The organism is Microbacterium sp. NPDC055442, from assembly GCF_053644215.1.
On record NZ_JBSHLF010000003.1, the window covers coordinates 20,605 to 43,326 of the forward strand.

General features: G+C 68.9%; 17 protein-coding genes. 7 read left to right on the forward strand and 10 right to left on the reverse strand.

The features are described 5' to 3' along the window. Positions 1-313: 313 nt before the first annotated feature. The 3 genes from ACWIBS_RS07435 to ACWIBS_RS07445 all read right to left on the reverse strand — a co-directional run bounded on the left by ACWIBS_RS07435 (position 314) and on the right by ACWIBS_RS07445 (position 6,827). The gene (locus ACWIBS_RS07435; RefSeq protein WP_376128256.1) at positions 314-1,258 is read right to left on the reverse strand and encodes a glycosyltransferase; all 945 of its coding nucleotides are present in this window, start codon (positions 1,256-1,258) and stop codon (positions 314-316) included. A 71-nt stretch (positions 1,259-1,329) separates the two neighbouring features. Next, positions 1,330-5,373: a LamG-like jellyroll fold domain-containing protein gene (locus tag ACWIBS_RS07440; protein ID WP_376128258.1), complete on the reverse strand. Its 4,044-nt coding sequence runs from the start codon at positions 5,371-5,373 to the stop codon at positions 1,330-1,332. A 194-nt stretch (positions 5,374-5,567) separates the two neighbouring features. Further along, the gene (locus tag ACWIBS_RS07445; RefSeq protein WP_376128259.1) at positions 5,568-6,827 is read right to left on the reverse strand and encodes a glycosyltransferase; all 1,260 of its coding nucleotides are present in this window, start codon (positions 6,825-6,827) and stop codon (positions 5,568-5,570) included. 50 nt (positions 6,828-6,877) lie between these two features. On the opposite strand from ACWIBS_RS07445, the gene ACWIBS_RS07450 reads away from it, so the two are divergent. Together ACWIBS_RS07450 and ACWIBS_RS07455 are read left to right on the forward strand one after the other, a co-directional pair. Further along, positions 6,878-8,236, forward strand: coding sequence for an O-antigen ligase family protein (locus ACWIBS_RS07450; RefSeq protein WP_454136725.1), 1,359 nt, complete (start codon positions 6,878-6,880; stop codon positions 8,234-8,236). Further along, the gene (locus tag ACWIBS_RS07455; protein ID WP_376128263.1) at positions 8,233-9,387 is read left to right on the forward strand and encodes a glycosyltransferase family 4 protein; all 1,155 of its coding nucleotides are present in this window, start codon (positions 8,233-8,235) and stop codon (positions 9,385-9,387) included. Before ACWIBS_RS07450 ends, ACWIBS_RS07455 begins: the two co-directional genes overlap by 4 nt. Positions 9,388-9,393: 6 nt before the next feature. Here the strand turns inward: ACWIBS_RS07455 and ACWIBS_RS07460 are convergent, their stop codons facing one another. From ACWIBS_RS07460 to ACWIBS_RS07480, 5 genes are all read right to left on the reverse strand, one after another. Further along, positions 9,394-10,008 carry an arsenate-mycothiol transferase ArsC gene (locus ACWIBS_RS07460; protein ID WP_376128265.1) on the reverse strand — a complete coding sequence of 205 codons (615 nt, stop codon included), beginning with the start codon at positions 10,006-10,008 and terminating at the stop codon, positions 9,394-9,396. Next, positions 10,005-11,741, reverse strand: coding sequence for a polysaccharide biosynthesis tyrosine autokinase (locus tag ACWIBS_RS07465; protein ID WP_376128267.1), 1,737 nt, complete (start codon positions 11,739-11,741; stop codon positions 10,005-10,007). Before ACWIBS_RS07465 ends, ACWIBS_RS07460 begins: the two co-directional genes overlap by 4 nt. 137 nt (positions 11,742-11,878) lie before the next feature. After that, on the reverse strand, positions 11,879-12,625 hold the full coding sequence (locus tag ACWIBS_RS07470) for a phosphatase PAP2 family protein (RefSeq protein WP_376128269.1): 747 nt from the start codon (positions 12,623-12,625) through the stop codon (positions 11,879-11,881). A gap of 58 nt (positions 12,626-12,683) precedes the next feature. Next, complete coding sequence (locus ACWIBS_RS07475; protein WP_376128270.1) at positions 12,684-13,802, reverse strand: glycosyltransferase; 1,119 nt, start codon at positions 13,800-13,802, stop codon at positions 12,684-12,686. Continuing rightward, positions 13,799-14,938 carry a glycosyltransferase gene (locus ACWIBS_RS07480; protein WP_376128310.1) on the reverse strand — a complete coding sequence of 380 codons (1,140 nt, stop codon included), beginning with the start codon at positions 14,936-14,938 and terminating at the stop codon, positions 13,799-13,801. The genes ACWIBS_RS07475 and ACWIBS_RS07480 overlap by 4 nt, the downstream gene beginning before the upstream one ends. A gap of 91 nt (positions 14,939-15,029) precedes the next feature. On the opposite strand from ACWIBS_RS07480, the gene ACWIBS_RS07485 reads away from it, so the two are divergent. Continuing rightward, positions 15,030-16,340, forward strand: a complete 1,311-nt coding sequence (locus ACWIBS_RS07485; protein WP_376128272.1) for a UDP-glucose dehydrogenase family protein — start codon at positions 15,030-15,032, stop codon at positions 16,338-16,340. Positions 16,341-16,448: 108 nt separating this feature from the next. Here the strand turns inward: ACWIBS_RS07485 and ACWIBS_RS07490 are convergent, their stop codons facing one another. Next, the gene (locus ACWIBS_RS07490) at positions 16,449-16,706 is read right to left on the reverse strand and encodes a glutaredoxin family protein (RefSeq protein WP_376128274.1); all 258 of its coding nucleotides are present in this window, start codon (positions 16,704-16,706) and stop codon (positions 16,449-16,451) included. Between the two features lie 143 nt (positions 16,707-16,849). Between ACWIBS_RS07490 and kynA the strand changes: the two genes are divergently transcribed. The 4 genes from kynA to ACWIBS_RS07510 all read left to right on the forward strand — a co-directional run bounded on the left by kynA (position 16,850) and on the right by ACWIBS_RS07510 (position 21,717). After that, a complete protein-coding gene (gene kynA / locus ACWIBS_RS07495; RefSeq protein ID WP_376128312.1) occupies positions 16,850-17,635 on the forward strand; it encodes a tryptophan 2,3-dioxygenase in 786 nt (261 codons plus the stop codon). Continuing rightward, a complete protein-coding gene (locus ACWIBS_RS07500) occupies positions 17,632-18,609 on the forward strand; it encodes a hypothetical protein (RefSeq protein ID WP_376128276.1) in 978 nt (325 codons plus the stop codon). Before kynA ends, ACWIBS_RS07500 begins: the two co-directional genes overlap by 4 nt. Then, positions 18,596-19,831, forward strand: a complete 1,236-nt coding sequence (locus ACWIBS_RS07505) for a kynureninase (protein ID WP_376128278.1) — start codon at positions 18,596-18,598, stop codon at positions 19,829-19,831. The genes ACWIBS_RS07500 and ACWIBS_RS07505 overlap by 14 nt, the downstream gene beginning before the upstream one ends. Before the next feature lie 68 nt (positions 19,832-19,899). Continuing rightward, positions 19,900-21,717 carry an aldehyde dehydrogenase family protein gene (locus ACWIBS_RS07510; protein WP_376128280.1) on the forward strand — a complete coding sequence of 606 codons (1,818 nt, stop codon included), beginning with the start codon at positions 19,900-19,902 and terminating at the stop codon, positions 21,715-21,717. A gap of 36 nt (positions 21,718-21,753) precedes the next feature. Here ACWIBS_RS07510 and pip read toward each other — a convergent pair whose 3' ends face one another. Next, a complete protein-coding gene (gene pip, locus ACWIBS_RS07515; protein WP_376128282.1) occupies positions 21,754-22,722 on the reverse strand; it encodes a prolyl aminopeptidase in 969 nt (322 codons plus the stop codon).

The window sequence follows — 22,722 nt, forward strand, 5'->3', positions numbered from 1 at the left end:
CGCGCACGGAGGGGGTTGGAAGCCGCCACAACCACGACTCCGTCGGGTGTGAGGTTCTCCCGCACGTGTGACAGTAGTCGTCGCGTGTTCGACCGTTCGACCCCCGCTGGTCCGAACTGGCGCACATCGACGAACGCCACCGCGAATCGTCTGCCCTGCAGGAGACGGCTCTCGTCCGGTCCGACGGTGGTGACAGACGCCCCGAGATGGGTCAGTGCATCCGCAAGCGCGCCCCAATCCGAAGCGACGCACAAGACCTGGTCGCCGGGCCTGATGAGAGGAAGCAGTGCAAGCGCCGCGAACCGTGTGTCTGTCACGGTGTGATCGATCGGGAAAGACCACGGCTTCGTATGCGTTGCGAGGATCTCGCGCGTATTCGCTCTGCGATCCGAAACGCGTTCACCCAGCTCTGCGCTGCAGCGTACTTCGCTTTTTCACCGCGGGAAGCGGGCCAGTCCTGACGCCACACCGCCCTCCAGATTCCGAGCCCGATCCGCAATTGCTGGCCGATGTACCGGCGGTCTTCCGAACTCTGCTGCCCGACGGTCAATGCACTGATCCCCCGTTCGACTCGTACGGTCTTCTTGGCCAGCCCGAACCACGAAGATCGCGCCGGGTGATCGACCACCGCGCGTGCACTGAACACCATCCGTGCGCCGCTAGCATGCAGTCGCTTGCCCCACTCCTGGTCGCCTCCGGATTTCAGAGCGGCGTTGAAGGGCCCCACGCGTGACATGACCGAACGGGATACGACGAGGTTCGCGGTCGCGGCGAATCCGTCCACTTCGACGAACCGACGTTGGGGGAACTCGTGGGCTGATTCGTACAGCTCCGGTCCGCTGCGCGGGTGCATGCCGTTTCGAAACACCAAATGGATGTCACCGCCGACAGCCTGCGGATGACCTTCTTCGGTCAGGATCGCCACCGCTGTGCTGATCCATGTGGGGTGCGGCAAGCAGTCGGCATCCGTGAAGGCGAGCATCTCGCCCTCTGCGATCTTCAGGCCAGCGTTGCGGGCTGCGTAGGAGCCGCGCTGCATCTCGCGAATCAGCGTGAAGCGTGGGTCCCCTGGCGGCAGAGCGGGTGTCAGATCCGTTCGAGACGCATTATCGACGACGATCACGTTGATGAGTTCGGCAGGATAGTCCTGCGCGGCGATGAGCGCGAGGCACATCTTCAATCGCGCGAGGTCCTCGTAGACGGGAACGACGACCGTCACTGTCGGCGCGGACTCCGCGACTTCCTCACTGTGCGTCACCGATTGGACTCCCCGTTCCAGTTACGAGCCACATCGTGCGCGCGCGACGATATGGCCGGTAAAGAGTGAGGCTACCCTGCTGCAGACCTGACCATCACGACCTCGGTGGCGCTGAGCGCCCGGTCGTAGAGCCGCACGTCGTCCACTGCGCCCTTCAACGGGTGGCCACCCCCGGGCTGACCGCCGATCGTCAACGCCAGATCGTTCGCGATCACCGAAGCGGGCCCTGCGACCTGCCCCTGCAAGGTGCCATCGACGTAGAGTCGCAGGGTCGCCCCATCGTAGACCCCCACGAGGTGAGTCCAGGTGCTGCCATTCGTCGGGTAGGTCGACGTCCCGTTCACTCGGAAGGTGTCGCCTGAGACGCTCTGGTTGACTCGGAAGAACGGTCTGCCGTTGTTCGCGAGGGAGATCTCGTACCCCGCGACGGAGCCGTTGATGGACTTCTTGACGACCCCTTGCGTCGCGGCCTGTTCCGGCTTGACCCACGCGGAGACGCTGAACGGCCCGGTCACATCGAGTGCCGCATGATCAGCGACCGCTACCCGGCTGCCGTCCACACCGTCGAACCGAACGGCTCTCCCCGAAATGCCTTGCACCCGGCTCACGCCGCCTTCGAACCGACCATTGATACCGGACCCGCCATCACCCAGCACCGTTGCCCCGGAGGCCTCCTCGAAAGACCACGCTGCGCTCGGGGTCGGAGCGGTCGGCGTCGGCGTCGGCGTCGGCGTGGGAGTCGGCGTGGGAGTCGGCGTCGGCGTCGGCGTCGGCGTCGCGGTCGGTGTCGGCGTGGGAGTCGGCGTCGGCGTCGGCGTCACGGTCGGCGTCGGCGTCGGCGTCGGCGTCGGCGTGGGAGTCGGCGTCGGCGTCGGCGTCACGGCCGGTGTCGGCGTCGGCGCGCCGAGCCCCTCGCCGTTGTAGAGAGCCAACGCCTCCGCGGCGGTCACGGCACGGTCGAGCACACGCGCCTCATCGACCGAGCCGTCGAAAGCATACCCGCCACCGGGCTGATCGCCGATCGTCAGCGCAAGGCTGTTCGTTCCCACTGCAGCCGGCCCGGCAGTGCTGCCGACTTCCACGCCATCCACGAACATACGCATCCGGTCGCCGTCGAATGTGCCGACAAGGTGGGTCCACTTCGTGCCGTTCGATACGAGAGCCGTGGCGGCGTTGACCCGGTACTGGTCGCCCGCAGACGCCTGATTGACCCGGAAGAAGGGCTTCCCAGACGAGGCGATCGAGAGCTCATAGCCGTTCGTGCCACCGTTGGTGGATTTCTTGATGATGTTCTGTGTGCCGACGCGATCAGGTCGAACCCAGGCGGACAGCGTCATGCTCGTCGTCAGATCGAGTGAAGCGTGGTGGGCGACAGTGACGCGTCCATTCGCTCCGTCGAAGGCGAGTGCGCGGCCTGTGACCCCAGCGACGCGCTGCACGCCGCCCGAAATCGTGCCGTTGTTCGCCGCCGCGGATGCGTCGATGACGATCGCTCCCGCCGTCTCCTCGAACTTCCAGTCCCCCACGCTCCCCGGTTCGGGGTTCGCCGTGACGCTCGGCGCGGGCGTCGGTGTCGGATCAGCCGGCGACGGTTCGGGCTCGGGGCTCTCCCCGTGCTCACCTTCGAAGAGCCCACGAACGTCGGCTGCGGAAAGCCCGCGCGCATAAACGCGCACGCCGTCGACGCCGCCTTGGAACCTGTTCGTGCCGTCGGGCTGGCCACCGATGATGAGAGGCAGACTGTTCGCGCCCACCGACGTCGGTGCCGGCATCGATGCGACGTCGACACCATTCACATAGAGACGCATCGTCGTGCCGTCATATGTTCCGGCGAGGTGTGTCCACGTCGCCGCGTCGGCGATCGGCGCAGCGGGACCGAGAAGCCGGTAGTCGTTGTCGGCAGTGGCGTGGTTCACCCTGAAGTACGGCACGCCGTTCGATGCGATGCTCAATTCGAAGCCGTCCACGAAGTTCGGGTCGGCTTTGGTCACGATGTACTGCTTCGTGAGCTTCTCTGGGCGGATCCAGGCTGAAACAGTCAAGCCCTCGAAGTCCTCACCGAATGCGGCGGAGTGCGGAACTGTCGCCTGCCCGGAGTTGCCGTCTACGCGAAGGGCGCTCCCTGACACGCCGTCCACCCAGGACGCCCCACCCTGAACTGCCGCATGGTTGGCCCAGACAGACGCGTCTTCGGTGGTCGTTCCGGTCGCTTCGTCGAAGTCCCACGACCCCAGCAGCGCCGTCTCGTCGGAAACGGCGATCGTGACGGTCGCTTCCGCCGACCACAGTTCTCCCGCACGGGCGCGATACGTGAACGAGTCCCGACCGACGAACGAGCCCTCCGGCTCGTAGGTGAATGTCTTCCCGTCAACGGACACCCCACCGGATGTCGCCGAGCGGATGATCGCCACCTCGTCGATCGGGAGGTCCGAGTCGATGGCGAATGAGGCTGTCACCCCAGTGCCCTGCGTGGTGGAGACGGTGACATCGTCGGCCACCGGGGCGCCCGGATGCACCCATTGGAGGGACTTCGTCTTCGTCGAAGTCGCGTTGCTCACCATCACGAGTGCAGCCCCGGGGACGTTGGCTTTCGTGCTCGTGACGTTGTTGTACGAGCCTGGCACGATGACGTCGGCGGGGCGAGAGAAGTCGAGTGCAGAGCGCGTCGTTGTTTTTTCGAGGATCGCCCCCATTCCGTCGTTTGCGGTGTAGGTGATGCGCAGGCTGCCTGTGGCTTCGTCTGCGAGGACGATGGGGCGGGTACCTCGTTTGTCGACTTCGTGGAACGTCCATCCGCCGCTCGCTGCTCGCACGAGGAGCCCGATCACGGGCCGGTTCGAGGAGTTGTATGACGTCTTGACGGCGGCGTAGAGAGTGCCATCCGCTGCGACTGCGACATTCAGATGATCATCGGCCATCCCACCGTCGATATTGAGCGCGGCCGACGCGCCCGGTACCTCATCGGCAGTCCACGTCGTCGGGGACGTGCCGTCGACGTGCGTCCGGAAGCCGAACCTCTTCGTCGTCTGATTCGACCAGAGCACGCCGATACGGCCAGGGAGAGCAGTCACGACGGCGATGTCGTCGCCGCTGATTCCCGAAGCCACAGTGATCGGAGCGGAGAACGTGGAATAGGGGGCGTCGGCCCACCGCATCTGGATCTGTGTCGCAGTTTCGGTGGCGAGCCACATCCGACCGGTGCCGTCCACATCGATCGTGGCCGTTTCACTGCCCGGGAGTGAAACGGCGGTGCCGACCGGCCGAGCTTCCCACGGCACGTACGCGGCCGTCGCACTGTCGTAACGCACCGAGACGAGCGATGTGACGGGGCCGTGCAACAGCAGATGCACGACTTCACCGTCGGCAAGCACGTCCGCGCGCACGTCGGTGCGGTCGGACACGCGGGTGACGGCGGACCACGAATCGCCGTCGTAGCGCCAGATCCACGTACCGACGGGGGTCGTGGCGGCGGTGCCGATGACCGCCCACCAGATTCCGTTCGCATGCCACAGTTTCGACTGGGGCTTTTCACCCGTCGTGCCGAGGAGGGGGATCTCTGGAGCACTGAACACTGCCGCGGGCGGCACCGGCTCGGGCTGTTCGACGGCGGCAGCGGCACGCTGCCACGAGAGGACAATCAGCCCTGGATCGGGATCCGATCCTCCCGTACTCACCTGGACGAAGTACTTCGTGTCTTCTACGACATCGACCGTGACTTCGCCGGTATCGAGATCCCCTGCCTCGGTTCCGCTGCCGACCACGGTTCCGGCGGAATCTGCCTCTCGGATCACGATGTCGGTGTTCATCTCACTGCCGACCGTGGAGAACCGGAAAGCACCCGTCTCCGGTGCGATCCATGACCACCAGAGGGAGCCCGCGACCGTGACCGCCTCGCCGGGACCGGTCTGCGATTCAGGGAACGTAGCGCCGATATCCTGACCAACCACGCCGCCGATAGCGCGCGCGTTGCTGGGCTCTGCGCCGATGACCACGTCGGGATCGCGGAATTCCTCGGTGACGTCGGCCGCTGCGGGCGGTGTCGTCTGCTGAGGTGGCGCGAACATGCCGGCGACGACGACGGCGGACGCGAGCAGGCCGGCGATGGAGGCGGCCACCCATGTCGACCGCCTGGGACGAGGTGACTTCGCCGCGGGCTCCGCCCCCGGCTCTTCGCTCAGTGTGCGCGCACGACTCATCGATTTCCCCCAGCTCGATCACGAAACGCTTTGACCTGCGAACCCCAGCTGCAGGCGGGAGAATAGTACCGCATATGCGCGCGCACGTCATCAAGCAGTCGACGCGCGGGCATTCACGCTCGCCGGAGGGGCCGAGGCCGCGCACTGTCGAACCACGCGCGCTCGACGACATCCTTGGTGCGGTCGATCGTGAACCTCTTGCGAGCTTCGCCTCGTGCGAACGTGGCGACATCAGCTGCGCGCGCGGGATGCTCCAGCAGCCAGAGTATGCCGCGGGCCAGGGCTTCAGGATCCCCCGGCCGAACGAGCACGCCTGCGGGCGCCGCATGAACCCCCGGCGCCACCAGGACTGCTACGCCGCCCGGGTCGAGGATTTCAGGCACGCCTCCCGCGTTGGTCGCCACGACCGGCACACCCGCCGCCATGGCCTCCACGATCACCTGACCGAACGGCTCGGGGACGGGCGATGCGTGCACGAGAATCCGCAATCTGCGCAGCTCGCGGCTCGGATCAGCCACCCAACCGCGCCATTCGATCCGACCCGCGGCTCGCGATGCCGTCGAGAGCGCGCGCAACCGCGACTCCTCGACGGCGTCATCGAAAAGTGCAGCGCCGATGATTCTGAATCGCAGGTGAGGTGCGCTCGAATGGATCAGCTCAGCGGCCGAGAGGAACTCACGCTGACCTTTGGTCGCGCTGACGCGTCCGATCAAGCCGATGGTGCGGCCTCCGCCGCGCCTTCGTGGTTCGTCGAACGCGTGCGGTTCCAGTCCGGGGTATGCGACCACCACATGTTTCGACCGGCCTACCCGTTGCCCGAGGGTTCGTGCCGTCGCGTGCGAGTTCGCCACGACGCGATGAGGCCCGAATCGTGCGACCCATCGGAGCGCGATGACGACAGCCGCCGGGAGGTAATCGTCCGAAATCCGGTCGTGCAGATGCCAGACCCACCGTGTTCCAGAACCCGGCGTCGCGAGCGACAGCAGAACTGCCGCCTTGAGCGAGTTCGCCACGACGAGGTCCGGGGACCGCTCCCGCAACAACCGTCGGATGCGCACCGATGCGGCGACCGTCTGCCGAAAATTCCTCCACAGCCGGCTCAATGACCCGACCGTCTGCTCCCGCGTCACGCGAGTTACCTCGCCGGATGGCAGCACGACTACCGGAACCTCGATGTCCTCAAGTCGCGCAGCAAGGGGGCCGGCGCTGAGAAGTACCGCTTCTACCGAGAAAGCTCGCCGGTCGATGGCTGAAGCCAGCCTGATGAGGGCCGCTTCGGCACCGCCGAGCTCGCCGGTGTGCGTGAGGACGAGGACTCGGCGGGGAGGATGGGCCTCTGTCGCGTGATCCGTCCGTTGCATCGTCGGTGCCACGTCGACACACTACCGGCGCGCACTCGGGACTCGGTCCGTACGATTGACGCGTGACCAGCCCGCGGCATCCCACACGTTTCGGTGTGGCGCGAACGCGCGCGGGCCGCAGCCCCGGGTCGATGCGCAGATTGCGCTCGCTCATACTCGGATGCTTCGCCGTCGTCCTGGTCGGGCTCGCCGCCGGCTTCATCGCGGTGACCGAACCCGACCTCGCCATCCCCGCCGCCCTCGCCGTGCTCGTGGTCGGCATCGCGGCCATCGACCTCTCGCTCATTCCGGTGCTGGCCGTTCCGGCGACGATGGCGGTGGTGCGGGTCGGTCCGATGAGCCTGGCGGACTTCGTGCTCGGCTTCGCCGCGATCGTCGCCCTCCTCATGCTGCGTGGCAAGGGTGCGCAGACCCTGCAGCCGCTCCTGTGGGCAGGCGCCTGTTACATCGCGCTGACGGCGCCACAGCTGTTGCTCAACCGCTACGTCGCGAACTACATCGAGTGGGCGCACGAGATCGCTCTCGTGCTCGGCAGCATGATCGTCGGATTCGTGGTGGGGCGCGAAGGTCACGCCAAACTCGCGCTGGGCATGTACATCGCGCTGTGCTGGTTCATCGGGATCGCCGCGATGGTGACGGCCGTCTCGAACGGCTTCGGTCCCGTGTATTTGGGGATGCTGCACAAGAACGCCATCGGAGCGATCCTCATGATCGGGGCGATCATCGCATTCGCCAACCCGCCGTGGCTCGAGTGGCGACCGTGGTTCGGGTATGCGACGTTCGCCGTCTGCGGCGTCGGGGCGCTCGCCGCCCAGTCTCGCCAGGCTCTCATCGGCGCGCTCGTCGGGGTTCTCATCGTGGGCCTGCGGCCACGCTTCCACAACGGCAAGCGATCACGGTGGATGTGGGTCGTGCTCGTTCCCGTCGCGTACTTCGTCGTGACGGCGGTGCAAGAGCAGCTCGGCTCGGACGATCAGTTCAACTCGTCCAACCAGCGGCTCGATTGGTACGGCGATTCGATCAAGGTCTGGCAGATGTCGCCGCTCTTCGGCGTCGGCCATCGCTGGTGGGTGACCGGGCACACCGGTTACTCGGGTTTCCAGCCCCCCAACGCGGAGCTCGAGGTCCTCACGACAGTGGGCGTCCTCGGCCTCATCGGCTTCCTCGCGATGTTCGGCGGGGCTTTCTGGCTGCTCGCGAAGATGAACCCGGTGTACGGCACGCTCGCCCTCGCCGTCGTGGTCGGGCGTTTCGCGCAGGTGCAGTTCGACCTCTACTGGGTCGCCGGCCACTCCTCGATCCTGTGGATCATCGCGGGCATCTGCTACGGAGTCCAAGCGCGAGACAAAGCCCTGGGCATCGAACGCATCCCGCATCCGGTTCAGACCGTTCTTCGCAGGACTCCGGTCGTGCGGATATGACCCGGCGCATCATTCACGCCATCACACCGGGCGATCACTTCTCGCCGCGCACCGGATCGGCGATTCCGACGGTCGTCCACGGTCTGGCGCGTGCGGCCCTCGCGTCAGAAGGCGACGATGCGCGTCACGCCGTGCTCGTCGATTCGACCACCTTCCGCCCCCGCTACGAGTCGGCCGAAGTGCTCGAATACACCGGCGCGATGCCCACCCGACGCGCGGAGCGGATAGCGGATGCCGCTCTCGCGCGTCTCGGCGTCGCCCGCCGATCGGCGGTTCGCGCCTGGCAGCCCGTATCGGATGCACTGCGGGATCAGTCGCCTTCGATCGTCATCGCCCACAACGCACCGGCGTTGCCGCGCCTTCTCGGCGATCAGCCGCACACGACCGTGCTGTATGCGCACAACGACCTGTTCCGCACCGTCGGTCGGCGCGAGGCCGAGCGCACGCTCGGCGGTGTCGCCGCCATCGTCTGCGTGAGTGAAGATCTCGCGCGCCACACCGCATCACGGCTGCCGCGCTCCCTCGCCCGCCGGGTGCACATCGTCGACAACGGCATCGACACCGAGGCCTTCGCACCGCGCGACGAGCCGCGGAGCGACGCTCACCCGCTGCGACTCATGTACGTCGGACGCGTGATCGCCGACAAGGGGCCTGATGTCCTGCTCCGGGCTGCCGCGCTTCTGCCCCACGACGACATCGAGGTCGTCATCGTGGGAAGCACCGGGTTCGACGCCGCGGCTCCCCTCACCCCGTACGAACGCTCGCTACGCGACCTGGCCGGGAAGGTGTCCGGCAGGGTCGCCTTCGAGCCCTTCGTCGATCGGGGTCGCCTTCCCGATCTGCTGCGCACCGCGGACATCTTCGTCGTACCCTCGCGGTGGCGCGAGCCCAGCGGCCTCACGATCGGTGAAGCGATGGCCACGGGGCTTCCCGTGATCGCGAGCGCGGTCGGCGGCATCCCCGAAGTCGTCGGCGACGCCGGCGTGCTGATCGATGCTGACGATGCCGAACGGTTGGCGACCGAGATCACGACGTTGAGGGACGACCCGCTCGCCCGTGCAGCCCTCGGAGAGTCAGCGCTCCGACGCGCACGCGCGCGCTCCTGGCGTCGGTCGTGGAATCAACTGAGGGCGATTCTCGAGAGCATCTGAGCTGCGTCACCTCGAAGTGGGCGCGAGCCCCTCGATGATCGTCGTGAGATCCCGGGTCAACTCGTCCACCATCGTCGTCCATGCCCGCTCCGGCAGCAGGAGCGGATCGGCGACATCGTCGGCCGGGTCGGCCCCCACCAGCTCGGTGCGCGGCCGGTCGGCGGCGGCGGCATCGAGCCATGACCCCAGCGCTGCTCGCGGAGGCCGGGGGTTCTCCTGAATCCACCGCGCGAACTGCTTGATCGTGAACACGCGCGGCCAGGCGTCGGGATTCTCGGCGATCACCTCGCGCGCCTGTTCGCGCGCGGCGGTGAGCACGAGATCGAATCCCGCCATGTCGTGCGCATCGAGTTCGCGGCTGCGGTGCTGGGTGAAGTCGTACCCGATCCGGGCTGCGAGAGCGCGACCGACCGTGGGCATCGAGCGGCCGCCCTCGATCAGGCCCGCAGAGTGGAAACGCAGGCTGCGCCCACCCCCGAGCCGCTCGGCGATGGCCGCGGCGTAGGGAGAACGGCACTGGTTGCCGTGGCAGACGAAGAGGATCTCGCTCTGCCCGGCGATGGCTTCGGGAGATCGCACCGGCGCGGCGAACGGTCCATCACCGGGGGGCGCAAAAGTCATGCAGGCGCACCGCTTTCCTGCTCATCCGGCGGCTGCGGATGAAGCACCGAGGTCTTGGGTCGGGTCGTCGGCACGGGGTTCGTCGTCACCCCGCGTCGGTAGCGCGGACGGTCGGCCAGGTCGGAGCGACCGTCGAACACATCGAGATCATCATCTTCGACATCGGCATCGAGGGGTTGCGAGTCGGGCGTGACCTGAGCCGTGCGGCGACGGCCGCTCTTGTCGCTGCGCATGTAATAGGCGGCATACGTCTTCGGCAGCTTCCGCCGTCCTCGGTTCGCGACGACGCCGAGGATCTCGACGCCGTTCGCGCGCAGCCCGGCGACGGTGTCGGCAAGCAGCGTGCGATCGGTGCGCATGACCGACGCGACGACGATCGCGCCGTCGGTGTACATCGAGAGCAACGAGGCGTCGGCGAGTCCGATGGCCGGCGGCGAGTCGATGATGACGATATCGGCCAGCAGCCTGAGCTCGTCGACGAGCGACTCGTACGCCGCGCCGGCCAAAAGGTCGGCGGGGTCCCTCGGTTCCGCACCGGCGGGAAGGATGCGGAGGCGTCGATAGGTCGTGACGTTGAGTCGGGCCTCGATCTCCTCCGACGACACGGGAGTGCCGTCTTCCTGGTTCTGCAGCAGCTCGGCCACGCCCTCACCGTCGGCCGCGTCGCCGAAGTAGCGTGCGAGATCCGGGCGGCGCAGATCGCCGCCGACGAGGATGACGCTCTTTCCCGCGCGCGCCCAGGCGAGGGCGAGGTTGGATGAGATGAAGGATTTTCCGTCGCCCGGCTCGACGCTCGTCACCACGACGACCGCGTGGCGAGGCGGGATGAGAACCTGCACCGTCGACCGCACCGTCCGCAGGCCTTCGCTCAGATCGGTTCGCTGCGAGCTCGCGACAGGGAGGGGCGGATCAAGTCGCTTGACCGACCGGTCCCAGCGCAGTTCACCGAGCGACACGGTGCCGGCGATGCCTTCGACCTCGTCGGAGCCCCGCAGACGGTTGTCGAACTGGTCGCGGATCAGAACGACTCCGATCCCGACGATGGCGCCGGTCAAGAGGGCGAGTCCGAACACGATGAGCTGGCCGGGGACAGTCGATTCTCCCGGTGCCGGTTCGCGCAAGACCGTCATGGTCGGGCCCGATGCGGCGATCGCGTCGAGCTGGGTCTGCAGCATGCTCATCCGGTTGAGCGCAGACGCCAGGTTCGATTGGGCGATCGCGTTCTCGGGGTTGCGGAAGACCTCCCGTTGCAGTTCGGTGGCCTGCTGGATGGCTTCGGTGTGCTGCTCACGCAGTGTCGTCTGCACCTCGGTCATCTGCTCGTCGACGTATGCGACGTACGCCTCGATCACGGCGTTCGCCCGCGCTTGAGCGGACTCCGGGCTCGGACCGGACGCCGTCACGGTCAACCGGCCGGTGCGCGAACTGTCATCGAGGCGGGCTTCGATCTGCCCCGCGAGAGCACCGCGCGCGTCGCCGGTGATCGCCGCCGCGGCGTCGAGGATGACGGGCGCGGTGATGGTCTCGGGGTCGAGATCGACCGTCATGCCGCCGATCTCCCCCGACACGGCCGTCTCGGTGACGACGGCGTTCAGCCGAACGGTGCCGCTCGTTTCATACGTGACATCACGCACCTGCAGATAGCCCACGGCGACGATGCCCGCGACAGCCGTGATCGCGAGGATCACCCAGATGCGCTTCCACAGCACGTCGAGCACTTGCCGTAGTGTCACGCGTTCTGCCCCCCGGTCGAACTCATGCTGCTCGTGCAGCCGCTGACGGCTTCGCGTCTTCGAGTATCCAGGTGGAAGAACCCGATGTACGTGTGCATCGGCCAGACTCGCAGGACACGCCCAGCGTCACAGCAAGCCTACCGCCGGCTCTCAGACCCCACTTCGACGCTCGCGACCGCACCCTGACGCGCGACGAGCACGACGAGCACGCCGGCGCAGGCGAGCAGCATCCCGCCGCCGGCGACGTCGGGCGCCCGCGGAACGTCGGCCATCGCGATGAGCACGCACACCGCCCCGGTGAGGCAGACCGCCGACCCCACCGCTGTCCAGGCCCGAAGCCGTCGTGCAGGCGACACGACGACGCCGACCGCGGCCTGCACCGCGAACGCGACAGCGCCGGCCAGCAGGATGCCGCCCAGCACGTCGCTGCCCCGATGCGCGAAGGACAGCAGTGACATCGCCGCCTCGATCCACACCACCCCCGCGAGCACGGCGACGACCGGTCGCGGTGCCCAGCGCGGGTTCAGCCAGGCGATCGCGATCACGCCGGCGGCGCAGACCGCGACGTGACCGCTCGGATACGTGTTGTGCGCGTACGCGAAGGCGCCGAAATCGGGGCGCGGAACGGCGATGTCGAACAGCGCGGCCAGCACCCCTGTTCCGCCGAGACAGATCGCCGCGGCGGCCACGGCGAGAAACCGTCGGGCCAGCAGCGCGCCGACGGCGGCGAGGGCGGCGAGCACCACGAGCCCGAGCATGAGGGCATTGCGGGCGCCGTAGATCCGCATCCACGGCTCGTCTCGAAGCGCCGGGAACGATCCGAGTGTCGACGCGTCGAGACGCTGGCCCAGCGGGGTCAGCACCGCGAGGACATAGAGCAGCACGAACGCGCTGAGGAACCCGGCCGTCCAGAGAGCTGCTGTCCTACGGGTTCCTCGCGCATCAACGATGGGAGACCACCTCGCTGACGACATCGCGCAGCCGAGTGGCGAACCGCTCCTCTGAGAACGACTCGGCGTGCGCCGTGATCTCGAGAGCTCTCCACGACCGTTCGGCCAGTGCCCCGATCGCGCCGGCGACCGCGTCGACCGTCGGGGAGTCGAAGAAGACACCCGTGCGCCCTTCGACGACCGTGTCGAGGTATCCGCCGTCTCGGAGTGCGGCCGTGGGCTTGCCGAAGGTCGCCGCCTCGAGAGGCGAGAGCCCGAAGTCTTCGTAGGATGCCGCAACCAGACCTTCGCACTGCGCATACAGCCAGCGCAGCTGCGCGTCGGACACCTTGCCGACCAGGTGCGTGCCGCCCGCGCGCGCCGCGAGCGCCTCGAGCGTCTTGCGTTCGGGACCGTCGCCGACCACGACGAGGTCGAGCCCACCGGCCGCCGCGACGGCCTCGATCACGAGGTCGACGTTCTTATAGGGCAGGAGGCGCGCCACGCACAGCAGGAACGGACGCCTGACGCCGGCGATCTCTTCGCGCGCGTCATCGGGGTGCAGCGTGGCGGGGGGCGGCGCGAGCACCTCCGCGTCGATTCCGTAGACATCCTGCACGGCCCGCTGGATGACCGTCGAATTGACGAGATAGCGGTCCGCGGTCGCCGCGGCGCGCTGATCCCATCGCCGCAGTCGCGGCCCCAGCATCCCGATCGCCGCGCGAACCGCTCGGGCGCGCACTCCCGGCGCCTCGTCACCACCGGCATACCGGTCGAGCTGATAGAGCCACCGCGCCGGCGCGTGGCAGTACACGACCTTGCGACCTGCCGTCGGGAATCCGTGCGCCCATCCGCTCGAGCTCGCGAGCACGACATCGGCGTCGATCGGATGCGCGTCGACGGCACCGGCGAGGAACGGAAGGGCGAGTCGGTGGTGCCGACGCAGCGCCGGCCAGCGGTCGACGCGCGACGTGCGGATGTCGAGCTGGTCGAACTCGGGAAAAGTGCCCTCGGCGTGGAACAGCGTCGTGTGCAGGGGGGCCCCGGGAAACGCGCGCGCCATCGCGAGCGCGACACGTTCCGCTCCGCCACGCTGTGTGACGTAATCGTGTGCGAGCGCGATCGTGGTCACAGCTCTCCCGGTTGGACGACGTGTTCGTCGATTCTCTCCACAATCGCCCGCGCCCGCGACGGCTCCGGTTTGCGCGGGGCGTAGACGACGAGCGAATGGAAGACGAAGCGCACGATGAACGCGACCGCGAGCGTGATCGCCGTGGCCAGCACCGCCGAGATGTGCCACGTCTCGACCATGAGCGCGAGCACGGGGATGCGCACGAGCGCCTCGGCGTTGTTGAACGCGAACGACTTCGCGAACCGCACCCAGCCGCCCGATGCCTCGCCCCGCATGTCATGGAACACGAACCGTTCGATCAGCAGGAAGTTGCCGATGATCGTCACCTCGGCGGCGATGATGGCGGCGAGGATGTAGTCCATCCCGACCGCGGTCAGCGCCCACACGATCGCGATGTTCGCGACCGCTCCGAGCGCGCCCACCACGGCGAACAGCGACATCTTGCCGAATCGCAGTGCCGTCAGCTGCGTCATGAAGTGGACTCCCTGCCGCAGCGACGCCTTCGACTCCCCCGCGTGCCGATCGGCGAAATCGAACGGCACCTCGGCGACGCGCAGCGTCTTGCGCGCGAGCATCTCGAGCAGGATCTTGAACCCGCGCGGCTTGAGGCCGTCGAGATCGAGAGAACGGCGATCGACGAGGAAGAACCCCGTCATGGGATCGGTGACGTCTTTGAGTCGCACGGGGAACATCGACTTGGTCACCGCGGTCGACAGCTTCGAGACGAACACCCGCGTACGGTCGGCGAGTCCGTTCGCGGTGCCGCCGCCGGCATACCGCGACGCGACGACCACGTCGACGTCGCCCTCGCGAAAGCGCGCGAGCATCTCGGGGATCTTCTCGGGCGGATGCTGCAGATCGGCGTCCATCACGAGGCACAGGTCCGACATCGCCGCGGCGAATCCCTCGAGCACCGCCCCGCCGAGACCCCCCACCGCCCGCTCACGGTGGAGCAGACGCACAGGGATCGTCGACGACGCCGAGACCTCCCGCACGACGTCGGGGGTGGCATCCGTACTGTCGTCGACGACGATGATCTCGCACGCGATTCCCGCCGTCGCGGCCGCGATTCGCCGCACGAGCTCGGCCACGTTGGGCGCCTCGTTGTAGGTCGGTACGACGATCGACAGTTCGATGGGAATCTCCCTTGCGCTCCGGGGGTGAGCCCACCCATCGTTGCACGCGAGCACGCCATGATGGACGAGCGCCAACAACGAAGGGACATCGATGCGGATCTCGGTCATCGGATGCGGATATCTCGGAGCCGTCCACGCGGCGGCCATGGCCGAACTCGGCCACGACGTCGTCGGCATCGACGTCGACGCCGACAAGATCGCGGCGCTCACGCGCGGCGAGGCCCCGTTCTTCGAACCGGGCCTGCCCGAACTGCTGCAGACGCACGTCGCGTCCGGCCGGCTGCGGTTCTCGACCGACATGACGGATGCCGCGGGCAGCGGCATCCATTTCATCGCTGTCGGCACACCGCAGCGTAAAGACGGCACGGCCGCCGACATGTCCTACGTCGACGCCGCGATCGACGGCGTGCTCGCGCACATCGGCGAGGGTGAGGTGATCGCCGGCAAGTCGACGGTGCCCGTGGGCACCGCCGCCGTCCTCGCCGAGCGGATCGCCGGGTCGGGCGCCGTACTCGCGTGGAACCCCGAGTTCCTGCGCGAAGGCTGGGCCGTGAAGGACTCGCTCACCCCCGACCGGCTCGTGTTCGGTCTGCCGCCCGAGCCCGATCAGGCGGCCGTGGCCGAGGCCGCGTTGCGCGAAGCGTATGCGCCCGTGATCGCGCTCGACACCCCGCTCATCGTGACCGACTTCGCGACGTCCGAGCTCGTCAAGGTCGCCGCCAACGCCTTCCTCGCGACGAAGATCTCGTTCATCAACGCGATGGCCGAGATCGCCGAGGTGACCGGCGCCGATGTCGTGCAGCTCGCCGACGCGATCGGCCATGACGACCGGATCGGCCGCCGATTCCTCGGCGCGGGTGTGGGCTTCGGCGGCGGCTGCCTGCCGAAGGACATCCGCGCCTTCACCGCACGGGCCGAAGAGCTCGGCCGCGCCGATTCGGTCGCGTTCCTCAAGGAGGTCGATGCGATCAACCTGCGCCGGCGCAGCAAGGTCGTCGACCACGTCGTCGAGGCGCTCGACGGTCAGCCGGTCGGCAAGGTCGTCGCGGTGCTCGGTCTCGCGTTCAAGCCCCACTCCGACGATGTGCGGGACTCACCCGCGCTCGACGTCGCGGTGCGCTTGAAGGGCCTCGGGGCCGACGTGCGGGTGACCGATCCGGCCGCCATCGAGAACGCCCGGGCACGCCATCCGCAGCTGGACTACCGCGCATCGTTCGAGGACACCGTGCGCGGTGCGGACGTCGTCGTGCTCGTGACGGAGTGGGACGAGTACCGCTACCTCGACCCCGAGGTGGTGCGGCCGCTCGTCGCGACGCCGAACATCGTCGACGCGCGCAACGCCTACGACCCCGCGCGCTGGCGCGCCGCCGGCTGGACCTACCGCGGTCTCGGCCGCCGCTGACGCCCGCCGTGACCCGCCGCCTTTTGACCGCGAGACTGCAACGGGAGCTCGAGACAGCGGGTAACACCCGCAGTCTCGGCGTGCCGTTGCAGTCTCGCGGTCAGGGGGTCAGATGAGGGAGAGCTCGCGCAGCTTCGCCTCGACGTCGGCGTTGGACGGCTCGACGTGGTGCGACGTGTCGGGGTAGACCACGACGGGGATGTTCGTGCGACCCGAGATGTCGCGCGCGACGTCGGCGGCCTTGGGGTCGGTCTCGAGGTCGACGTAGGTGTACGTCACACCGAGGTCGTCGAGCTGCTTCTTCGTGCGGCGGCAGTCCGAGCACCATTCGGCGCCGAACATCGTGATGGTCGAGTCAGAGGTCATGCCATCCATTCTGGCCTGAGAATCCGGCGACAGGGCCTGACGACGAAGACCGTCGACCGTCTACGCTCAAGGGCGTGAACGACGGCATCGAAGGAAACACCCGAATCATCGAGGGCACAGTCGTGACCGACTTCTCGGACCGCATGAGCTACGGCGGTTACCTGGAACTGGACACGCTGCTGGCCGCGCAGCATCCGCTCAGCGATCCCGAGCACCACGACGAGCTGCTCTTCATCATCCAGCACCAGACGACCGAGCTCTGGCTCAAACTCGTGCTGCACGAGCTCGGCGCGGCATGCCGGCACCTGCGCCAGGACGACCTCGGACTCGCGCTCAAATGCATCGCCCGCGTCAAGCACATCCAGAAGACACTGACCGAGCAGTGGTCGGTGCTGGCGACGCTCACCCCGGCCGAGTACGTCGAGTTCCGCGGCGTCCTCGGCAATTCGAGCGGGTTCCAGTCGGCGCAGTACCGCGCGGTCGAATTCACCCTCGGCAACAAGAACGCCGGGATGCTGCGCGTCTTCGAATCCGACCCCGCGGCCCACGCCCTCGTCTCGGCGGCGCTGAACGCACCGAGCCTGTACGACGAATTCCTGCGCCTGCTCGCGCGGAGGGGCTACACGATCCCGGCGAGCGTGCTCGAGCGCGACGTCACGCAGGCGTGGACCTTCGCTCCCGAGCTCGTGCCGGTCTTCACCGAGATCTACGCGCACCCCTCCGAGCACTGGGCGGCGTACGAGACGAGCGAAGAGCTCGTCGACCTCGAGGACAACTTCCAGCTCTGGCGCTTCCGTCACCTCAAGACCGTCGAGCGCATCATCGGCCACAAGATCGGAACGGGCGGTTCGAGCGGCGTGCCGTTCCTGCGGCGAGCGCTCGAACTGACGTTCTTCCCCGAGCTGCTCGCGGTGCGGACGGAGCTGTGAACGACCCCGTCGATCCGCTGCGACTGGCGCGGCTGCTCGGCCCCGCGGCATCCGCGTGCCGGGAAGGCCTCACGGGTGGAACCGGCGTCGCGCTGCCCCCGTTCATCGATCACCACGTGCACCTGCACCTCATCGACGACCGAGCCCTCACGGCGGGCGGCATCGCCGGGATCCTCGACCTCGGCGGAGACCCCGCCGCGCTCACGCGCCGGCCGCGACGCGCCGTGCCCCGCCGCGCCTTCGCGGGGGCATTCCTGACGGTGCCGGGCGGATACCCGTCCGGCCGCTCGTGGGCCCCCGACGCCGTCGTGTGCGAAGTGACGAGCGACTCCCCGCACGAGGGCGTGCCGGGTGGGGCGGCGACCGCCGTCGCCGAGCAGGCCGCGTTCGGTGCATCCGTCATCAAGGTCGCCCTCAACAGCACGGCGGGCCCCGTGTTCGACCGCGAAACCCTGGCCGCGATCGTGTCGGCCGCGCATGATCGCGCGTTGCCCGTCGTCGCGCACGCGGAAGGCGAGGGGATGCCGCGCCTCGCGCTGCGCGGCGGTGTCGACGCGCTCGCCCACACACCCACCGAGCATCTCGGCCCGCGCTTCATCGCGAGCGCCGTCGCCGCCGGGCAGCGGTGGATCTCGACGCTCGACATCCACGAGGGCGACGCGCGCTCGACCGCCGTCGCGAACCTCGCCGCCTTCGCCGCGGCGGGAGGCACGGTGCTCTACGGCACCGACCTCGGCAACGGCGACCTGCCCACGGGCGTCAACGCGCGCGAGCTCGCGGCCCTCGTCGACGCGGGTCTCGACGGTCCCGCTCTCATCGACGCCCTCACCGACCCGTGGCCGCTCGAGCCGGGCACGGGCGCCTTCACGACTTTCATCCCGGGCACGCCGCCCGACACGGTCGACGAGCTGCCCGCGTGGCTCGCGACCGCGACCGTCGTTCTCACCGAGGAGCTCGTACATGACCAGGATTGACTTCGACCGCGCCGCATCCGATTTCGATGCCGCCGACCCGCTGCGCCGCTTCCGCGACCTGTTCGTCGGAGCCGAGTCGTCGCTCGTGTACTTCGACGGCAACTCGCTCGGACGCCCGCCGCGTGCGTCGGTGGATCGCCTCGCGCGGTTCGCGACCGAGGAATGGGGCGGGCGGCTCATCCGTGGATGGGACGAGTCGTGGATGCAGCTTCCCTTCGCCGTCGGCGACGCCATCGGGCGGGCGGTCATCGGCGCCGCCTCCGGTCAGACCGTCGTCGGCGACTCGACGACCGTGCTGCTCTACAAGCTCGTGCGCGCGGCGTTCGATGCGCAGCACGCGGCCGATCCCGCGCGCGTGGAGATCGTCGTCGATCGCGACAACTTCCCGACCGACCGGTATCTCGTCGAGGGCATCGCCCGCGAGCGCGGCGGACGCGTGCGCTGGGTCGAGGTCGACCTGTCGGCGGGTGTGACGGCCGAAGCGCTGCAGGCGGCGGTCGGACCCGAGACCGCCGTCGTGCTGCTGTCGCACGTCGCCTACCGGTCGGGCTACCTCGCGGATGCCGCATCCCTCACTCGCATCGCGCACGACGCCGGAGCGCTCATCGTGTGGGACCTGTGCCACTCGGCCGGGTCGGTGCCCGTGCACGCCGACGAGTGGGGCTTCGACCTCGCGGTGGGATGCACCTACAAGTACCTCAACGGCGGTCCGGGCTCGCCCGCGTTCGCCTACGTCGCGGCGGGGCTGCAGGACCGGCTCGCGCAGCCGATCCAGGGATGGATGGGCACGGCCGACGTCTTCGCGATGGGGCCGGCGTACGAGCCCGCGGCCGGGATGCGTCGGTTCCTCTCGGGCACGCCCCCGATCGTGGGGATGCTCGCGATGCAGGACACCGTCGACATGATCGACAGCGCCGGCATCGACGCCGTGCGCGAGAAGTCGGTCGCACTGACCTCGTTCGCCGTGGACGTGTCCGACGCGCTGCTCGCTCCGCTCGGCGTGACGCTCGCGTCGCCGCGCGACCCCGAGCTGCGCGGCGGGCATGTGACGCTGTCGCACCCGTCGATGCGCGCCGTGACGGCCCGGCTGTGGAGTGAGGACGTCATCCCCGACTACCGCGATCCCGAGGGCCTGCGCATCGGGCTGTCGCCCCTGTCGACGTCGTTCGCCGAGACGCTCACGGGCCTGCGGGCCGTCGCCGCGGCGGTCCGCGCGAGCTGACGGGCGGCGAGCCGCACGCGGCATCCGCCCCGCCCGTAGACTGGACCGCCCTGCCGGAAGGAGGGCCCGTGCCCCAGGTGAGCAAGAACACCCGCGCTCCGCTCGATGCCGCGATCGCGCAGCTCGCGACCGGCGCCACCACGTGGACGCACCTCACGCTGACCCAGCGCGCACGTCTCATGCAGAGTGTGCGCACGACGGTCGCCGCCGTCGCCGGGGAGTGGGCCGACATCGCCGCGGCCTCGAAGGGTCTCGATGCCGACCATCCGCTGCGGGGCGAGGAGTGGCTCGCCGGCCCGTACGGCACGATCGTCGCGCTGGACGCCTACCGCCGCACGCTCGAGCGTCTCGCGAAGGGCGAGAGCCCCCTGCACGGGATCGCGACGTCGCCCGCGCCCGGCGGCCGCCGGCGCGCGCAGGTCTTCCCCCTCGACCCCATCGACGGGCTGCTGCTGTCGGGATACACCGGCGAAGTGTGGTTCGAGCCGGGAGTGACGGATGCCGCGGCTCGCCGCGACGCCGGACTCGCGCAGTTGTCCCCCACGACCCCCGGCGGCATCGGACTCGTGCTCGGGGCCGGCAACGTCACATCGATCCCCGTGCTCGACGTGCTCTACGAGCTGCTCGCGCACAACCGCGTCGCGCTGCTCAAGGTGAACCCGACGCAGGACGACCTCGTCCCTGTCTACGAACGGGCGCTCGCGCCGCTCATCGAGCCCGGATTCCTGCGGATCGTCCGCGGCGGGGGCGATGTCGGAGCGTATCTCACGCGGCATCCGCAGATCGCGCACGTGCACATCACGGGCGCCGCCGCGACGTTCGACGCGATCGTGGGGGGCGACCCTTCGACAAGCTCAGGGACCGCGACGAGCTCAGGGACCGGGGCGGAGTCAGGGGGCGACCCTTCGACAAGCTCAGGGACCGCGGCAAGCTCAGGGACCGGGGCGCAGTCGGGGGGTGGGGGGCTGGAGAAGCCGATCACCGCGGAGCTCGGCGGGGTCTCGCCCATCATCGTCGTGCCCGGCGAATGGTCGGACGCGGATCTGCGCTTTCACGCCGAGCACATCACGACGATGCGGCTGCAGAACAGCGGGCACAACTGCATCGCGGGACAGGTCGTCATCCTGAGCGCCGACTGGCCCCAGCGCGACGCGTTCACCGCGGCGCTGCGCCGCGCGTACGCGGCAGCGCCGGCGCGGCCCGTCTGGTACCCGCGCGGCGACGAGAAGCTCGCCGACGCCGTCGCCGACTACCCGCGCGCCCAGGCGTGCGCCGACGGCACGCGCCTGCTCGTCGAGATCGGCCCCGACGACGATGCGACAGCGCTCGAGACGACGGAGTACTTCGCTCCCGTGCTCGGGGTCATCGCTCTGCCCGGCACGGGTCAGCGCTTCGTCGACGCGGCCGTCGCCCACGCGAACGATCGCCTCGTCGGCACGCTCGGCGCGAACCTCCTGGTCGACCCCGTCACCGAGGCGGCGCTCGGCGCCGGTCTCGAGCGCGCGATCGCCGACCTGCGCTACGGCTCGATCGCCGTCAACGCGTGGACGGCGCTGGGCTTTCTCACCCCGACCCTCACGTGGGGCGGGTTCCCCGGGGCGACGCGCGAAAACGTCGAGAGCGGCATCGGCATCGTGCACAACGCGCTGCTGCTCGATCGCGTCGAGCGCTCGGTCGTGCGCGGCCCGTTCCGTCCGTTCCCGCGTTCGCTCGATCCGCGCGGGCTCATCCGCTCCCGCGGGCGCAGCTTCTCGGTGCTGCCCAAGCCGCCCTGGTTCGTCACGTCGCGCACGGGCGATGTCGTGAGCGAAGGGCTGACCCGCTTCCGCATGGACGGCCGCCGATCGGGGCTCGTCGCGACCCTCGTGCGCGCGTTCGGCGCCTGACGCCGACCGCCCGGACACGCGCCGGCGCGACGACGCTCACTCCGCCGCGAAGCGGTCCGTCGCCTCGAGGAGAGCGGCCGCGATCCCCGGCTCCGACGCCGAGTGCGCAGCATCCGTGATCATCACCAGCTCCGCCTCCGGCCACGCGCGATGCAGATCCCACGCCGTCATCGCGGGCGTGCACACGTCGTGACGGCCCTGCACGATGACCCCCGGGATGCCGCGCAGCCGGCCCGCGTCGGCGATCAGCTGACCCTCTTCGAACCAGCCGCCGTGGAGGAAGTAGTGGTTCTCGATGCGCGCGAACGCGACGGCCGAGTCCGGCTCGGTCATGGTCTCGATGAGCTCGTGATCAGGACGGAGCGTGAGCGAGGCGGCCTCCCACCGGGACCACGCGACCCCTGCCGGACGATGCACGGCCGGATCGGGATCGGTCAAGCGCCGATGGTATGCCTCGATGAGCCGCGCGCGCTGCAGAACCGGGATCGGGGCCAGGAACCTCTCCCACTCGTCGGGGAAGAGCGCCGCGGCGCCGCCCTCGTAGAACCACTCCAGCTCGTGACGACGCAGCGTGAAGATCCCGCGCAGCACGAGCTCGGACACCGCGGTGGGGTGGGTCTGGGCGTAGGCGAGCGCGAGGGCGCTGCCCCACGATCCCCCGAAGACCTGCCAGCGCTCGATGCCGAGATTGCGGCGCAGCAGCTCCATGTCGGCGACGAGGTGCCACGTCGTGTTGTGCCGCAGGTCGGCCTCGGGCGCGCTCGCGTGCGGCGTCGAGCGGCCGCATCCGCGCTGGTCGAACAGCACGATGCGGTAGCGCTCGGGGTCGAAGAACCGGCGATGCCACGGTGCGGTGCCCCCGCCGGGTCCGCCGTGCAGGAACACGACGGGCTTGCCGTCGGGGTTGCCGGACTGCTCCCAGTAGAGCCGGTTGCCCTCGCCCGCGATGAGCTCACCCGTCTCGTACGGCTCGATCGGCGGGTAGAGGATCTCGTCGAGCGTCAT

Coding starts and splice junctions, on each gene's coding strand:
- ACWIBS_RS07505 (WP_376128278.1), top strand. CDS start 18,596: ATGACCAGGATTGACTTCGACCGCGCCGCATCCGATTTCGATGCCGCC.
- ACWIBS_RS07460 (WP_376128265.1), bottom strand. CDS start 10,008: ATGACTTTTGCGCCCCCCGGTGATGGACCGTTCGCCGCGCCGGTGCGA.
- ACWIBS_RS07490 (WP_376128274.1), bottom strand. CDS start 16,706: ATGACCTCTGACTCGACCATCACGATGTTCGGCGCCGAATGGTGCTCG.
- kynA (WP_376128312.1), top strand. CDS start 16,850: ATGAGCTACGGCGGTTACCTGGAACTGGACACGCTGCTGGCCGCGCAG.
- ACWIBS_RS07485 (WP_376128272.1), top strand. CDS start 15,030: ATGCGGATCTCGGTCATCGGATGCGGATATCTCGGAGCCGTCCACGCG.
- pip (WP_376128282.1), bottom strand. CDS start 22,722: ATGACGCTCGACGAGATCCTCTACCCGCCGATCGAGCCGTACGAGACG.
- ACWIBS_RS07455 (WP_376128263.1), top strand. CDS start 8,233: ATGACCCGGCGCATCATTCACGCCATCACACCGGGCGATCACTTCTCG.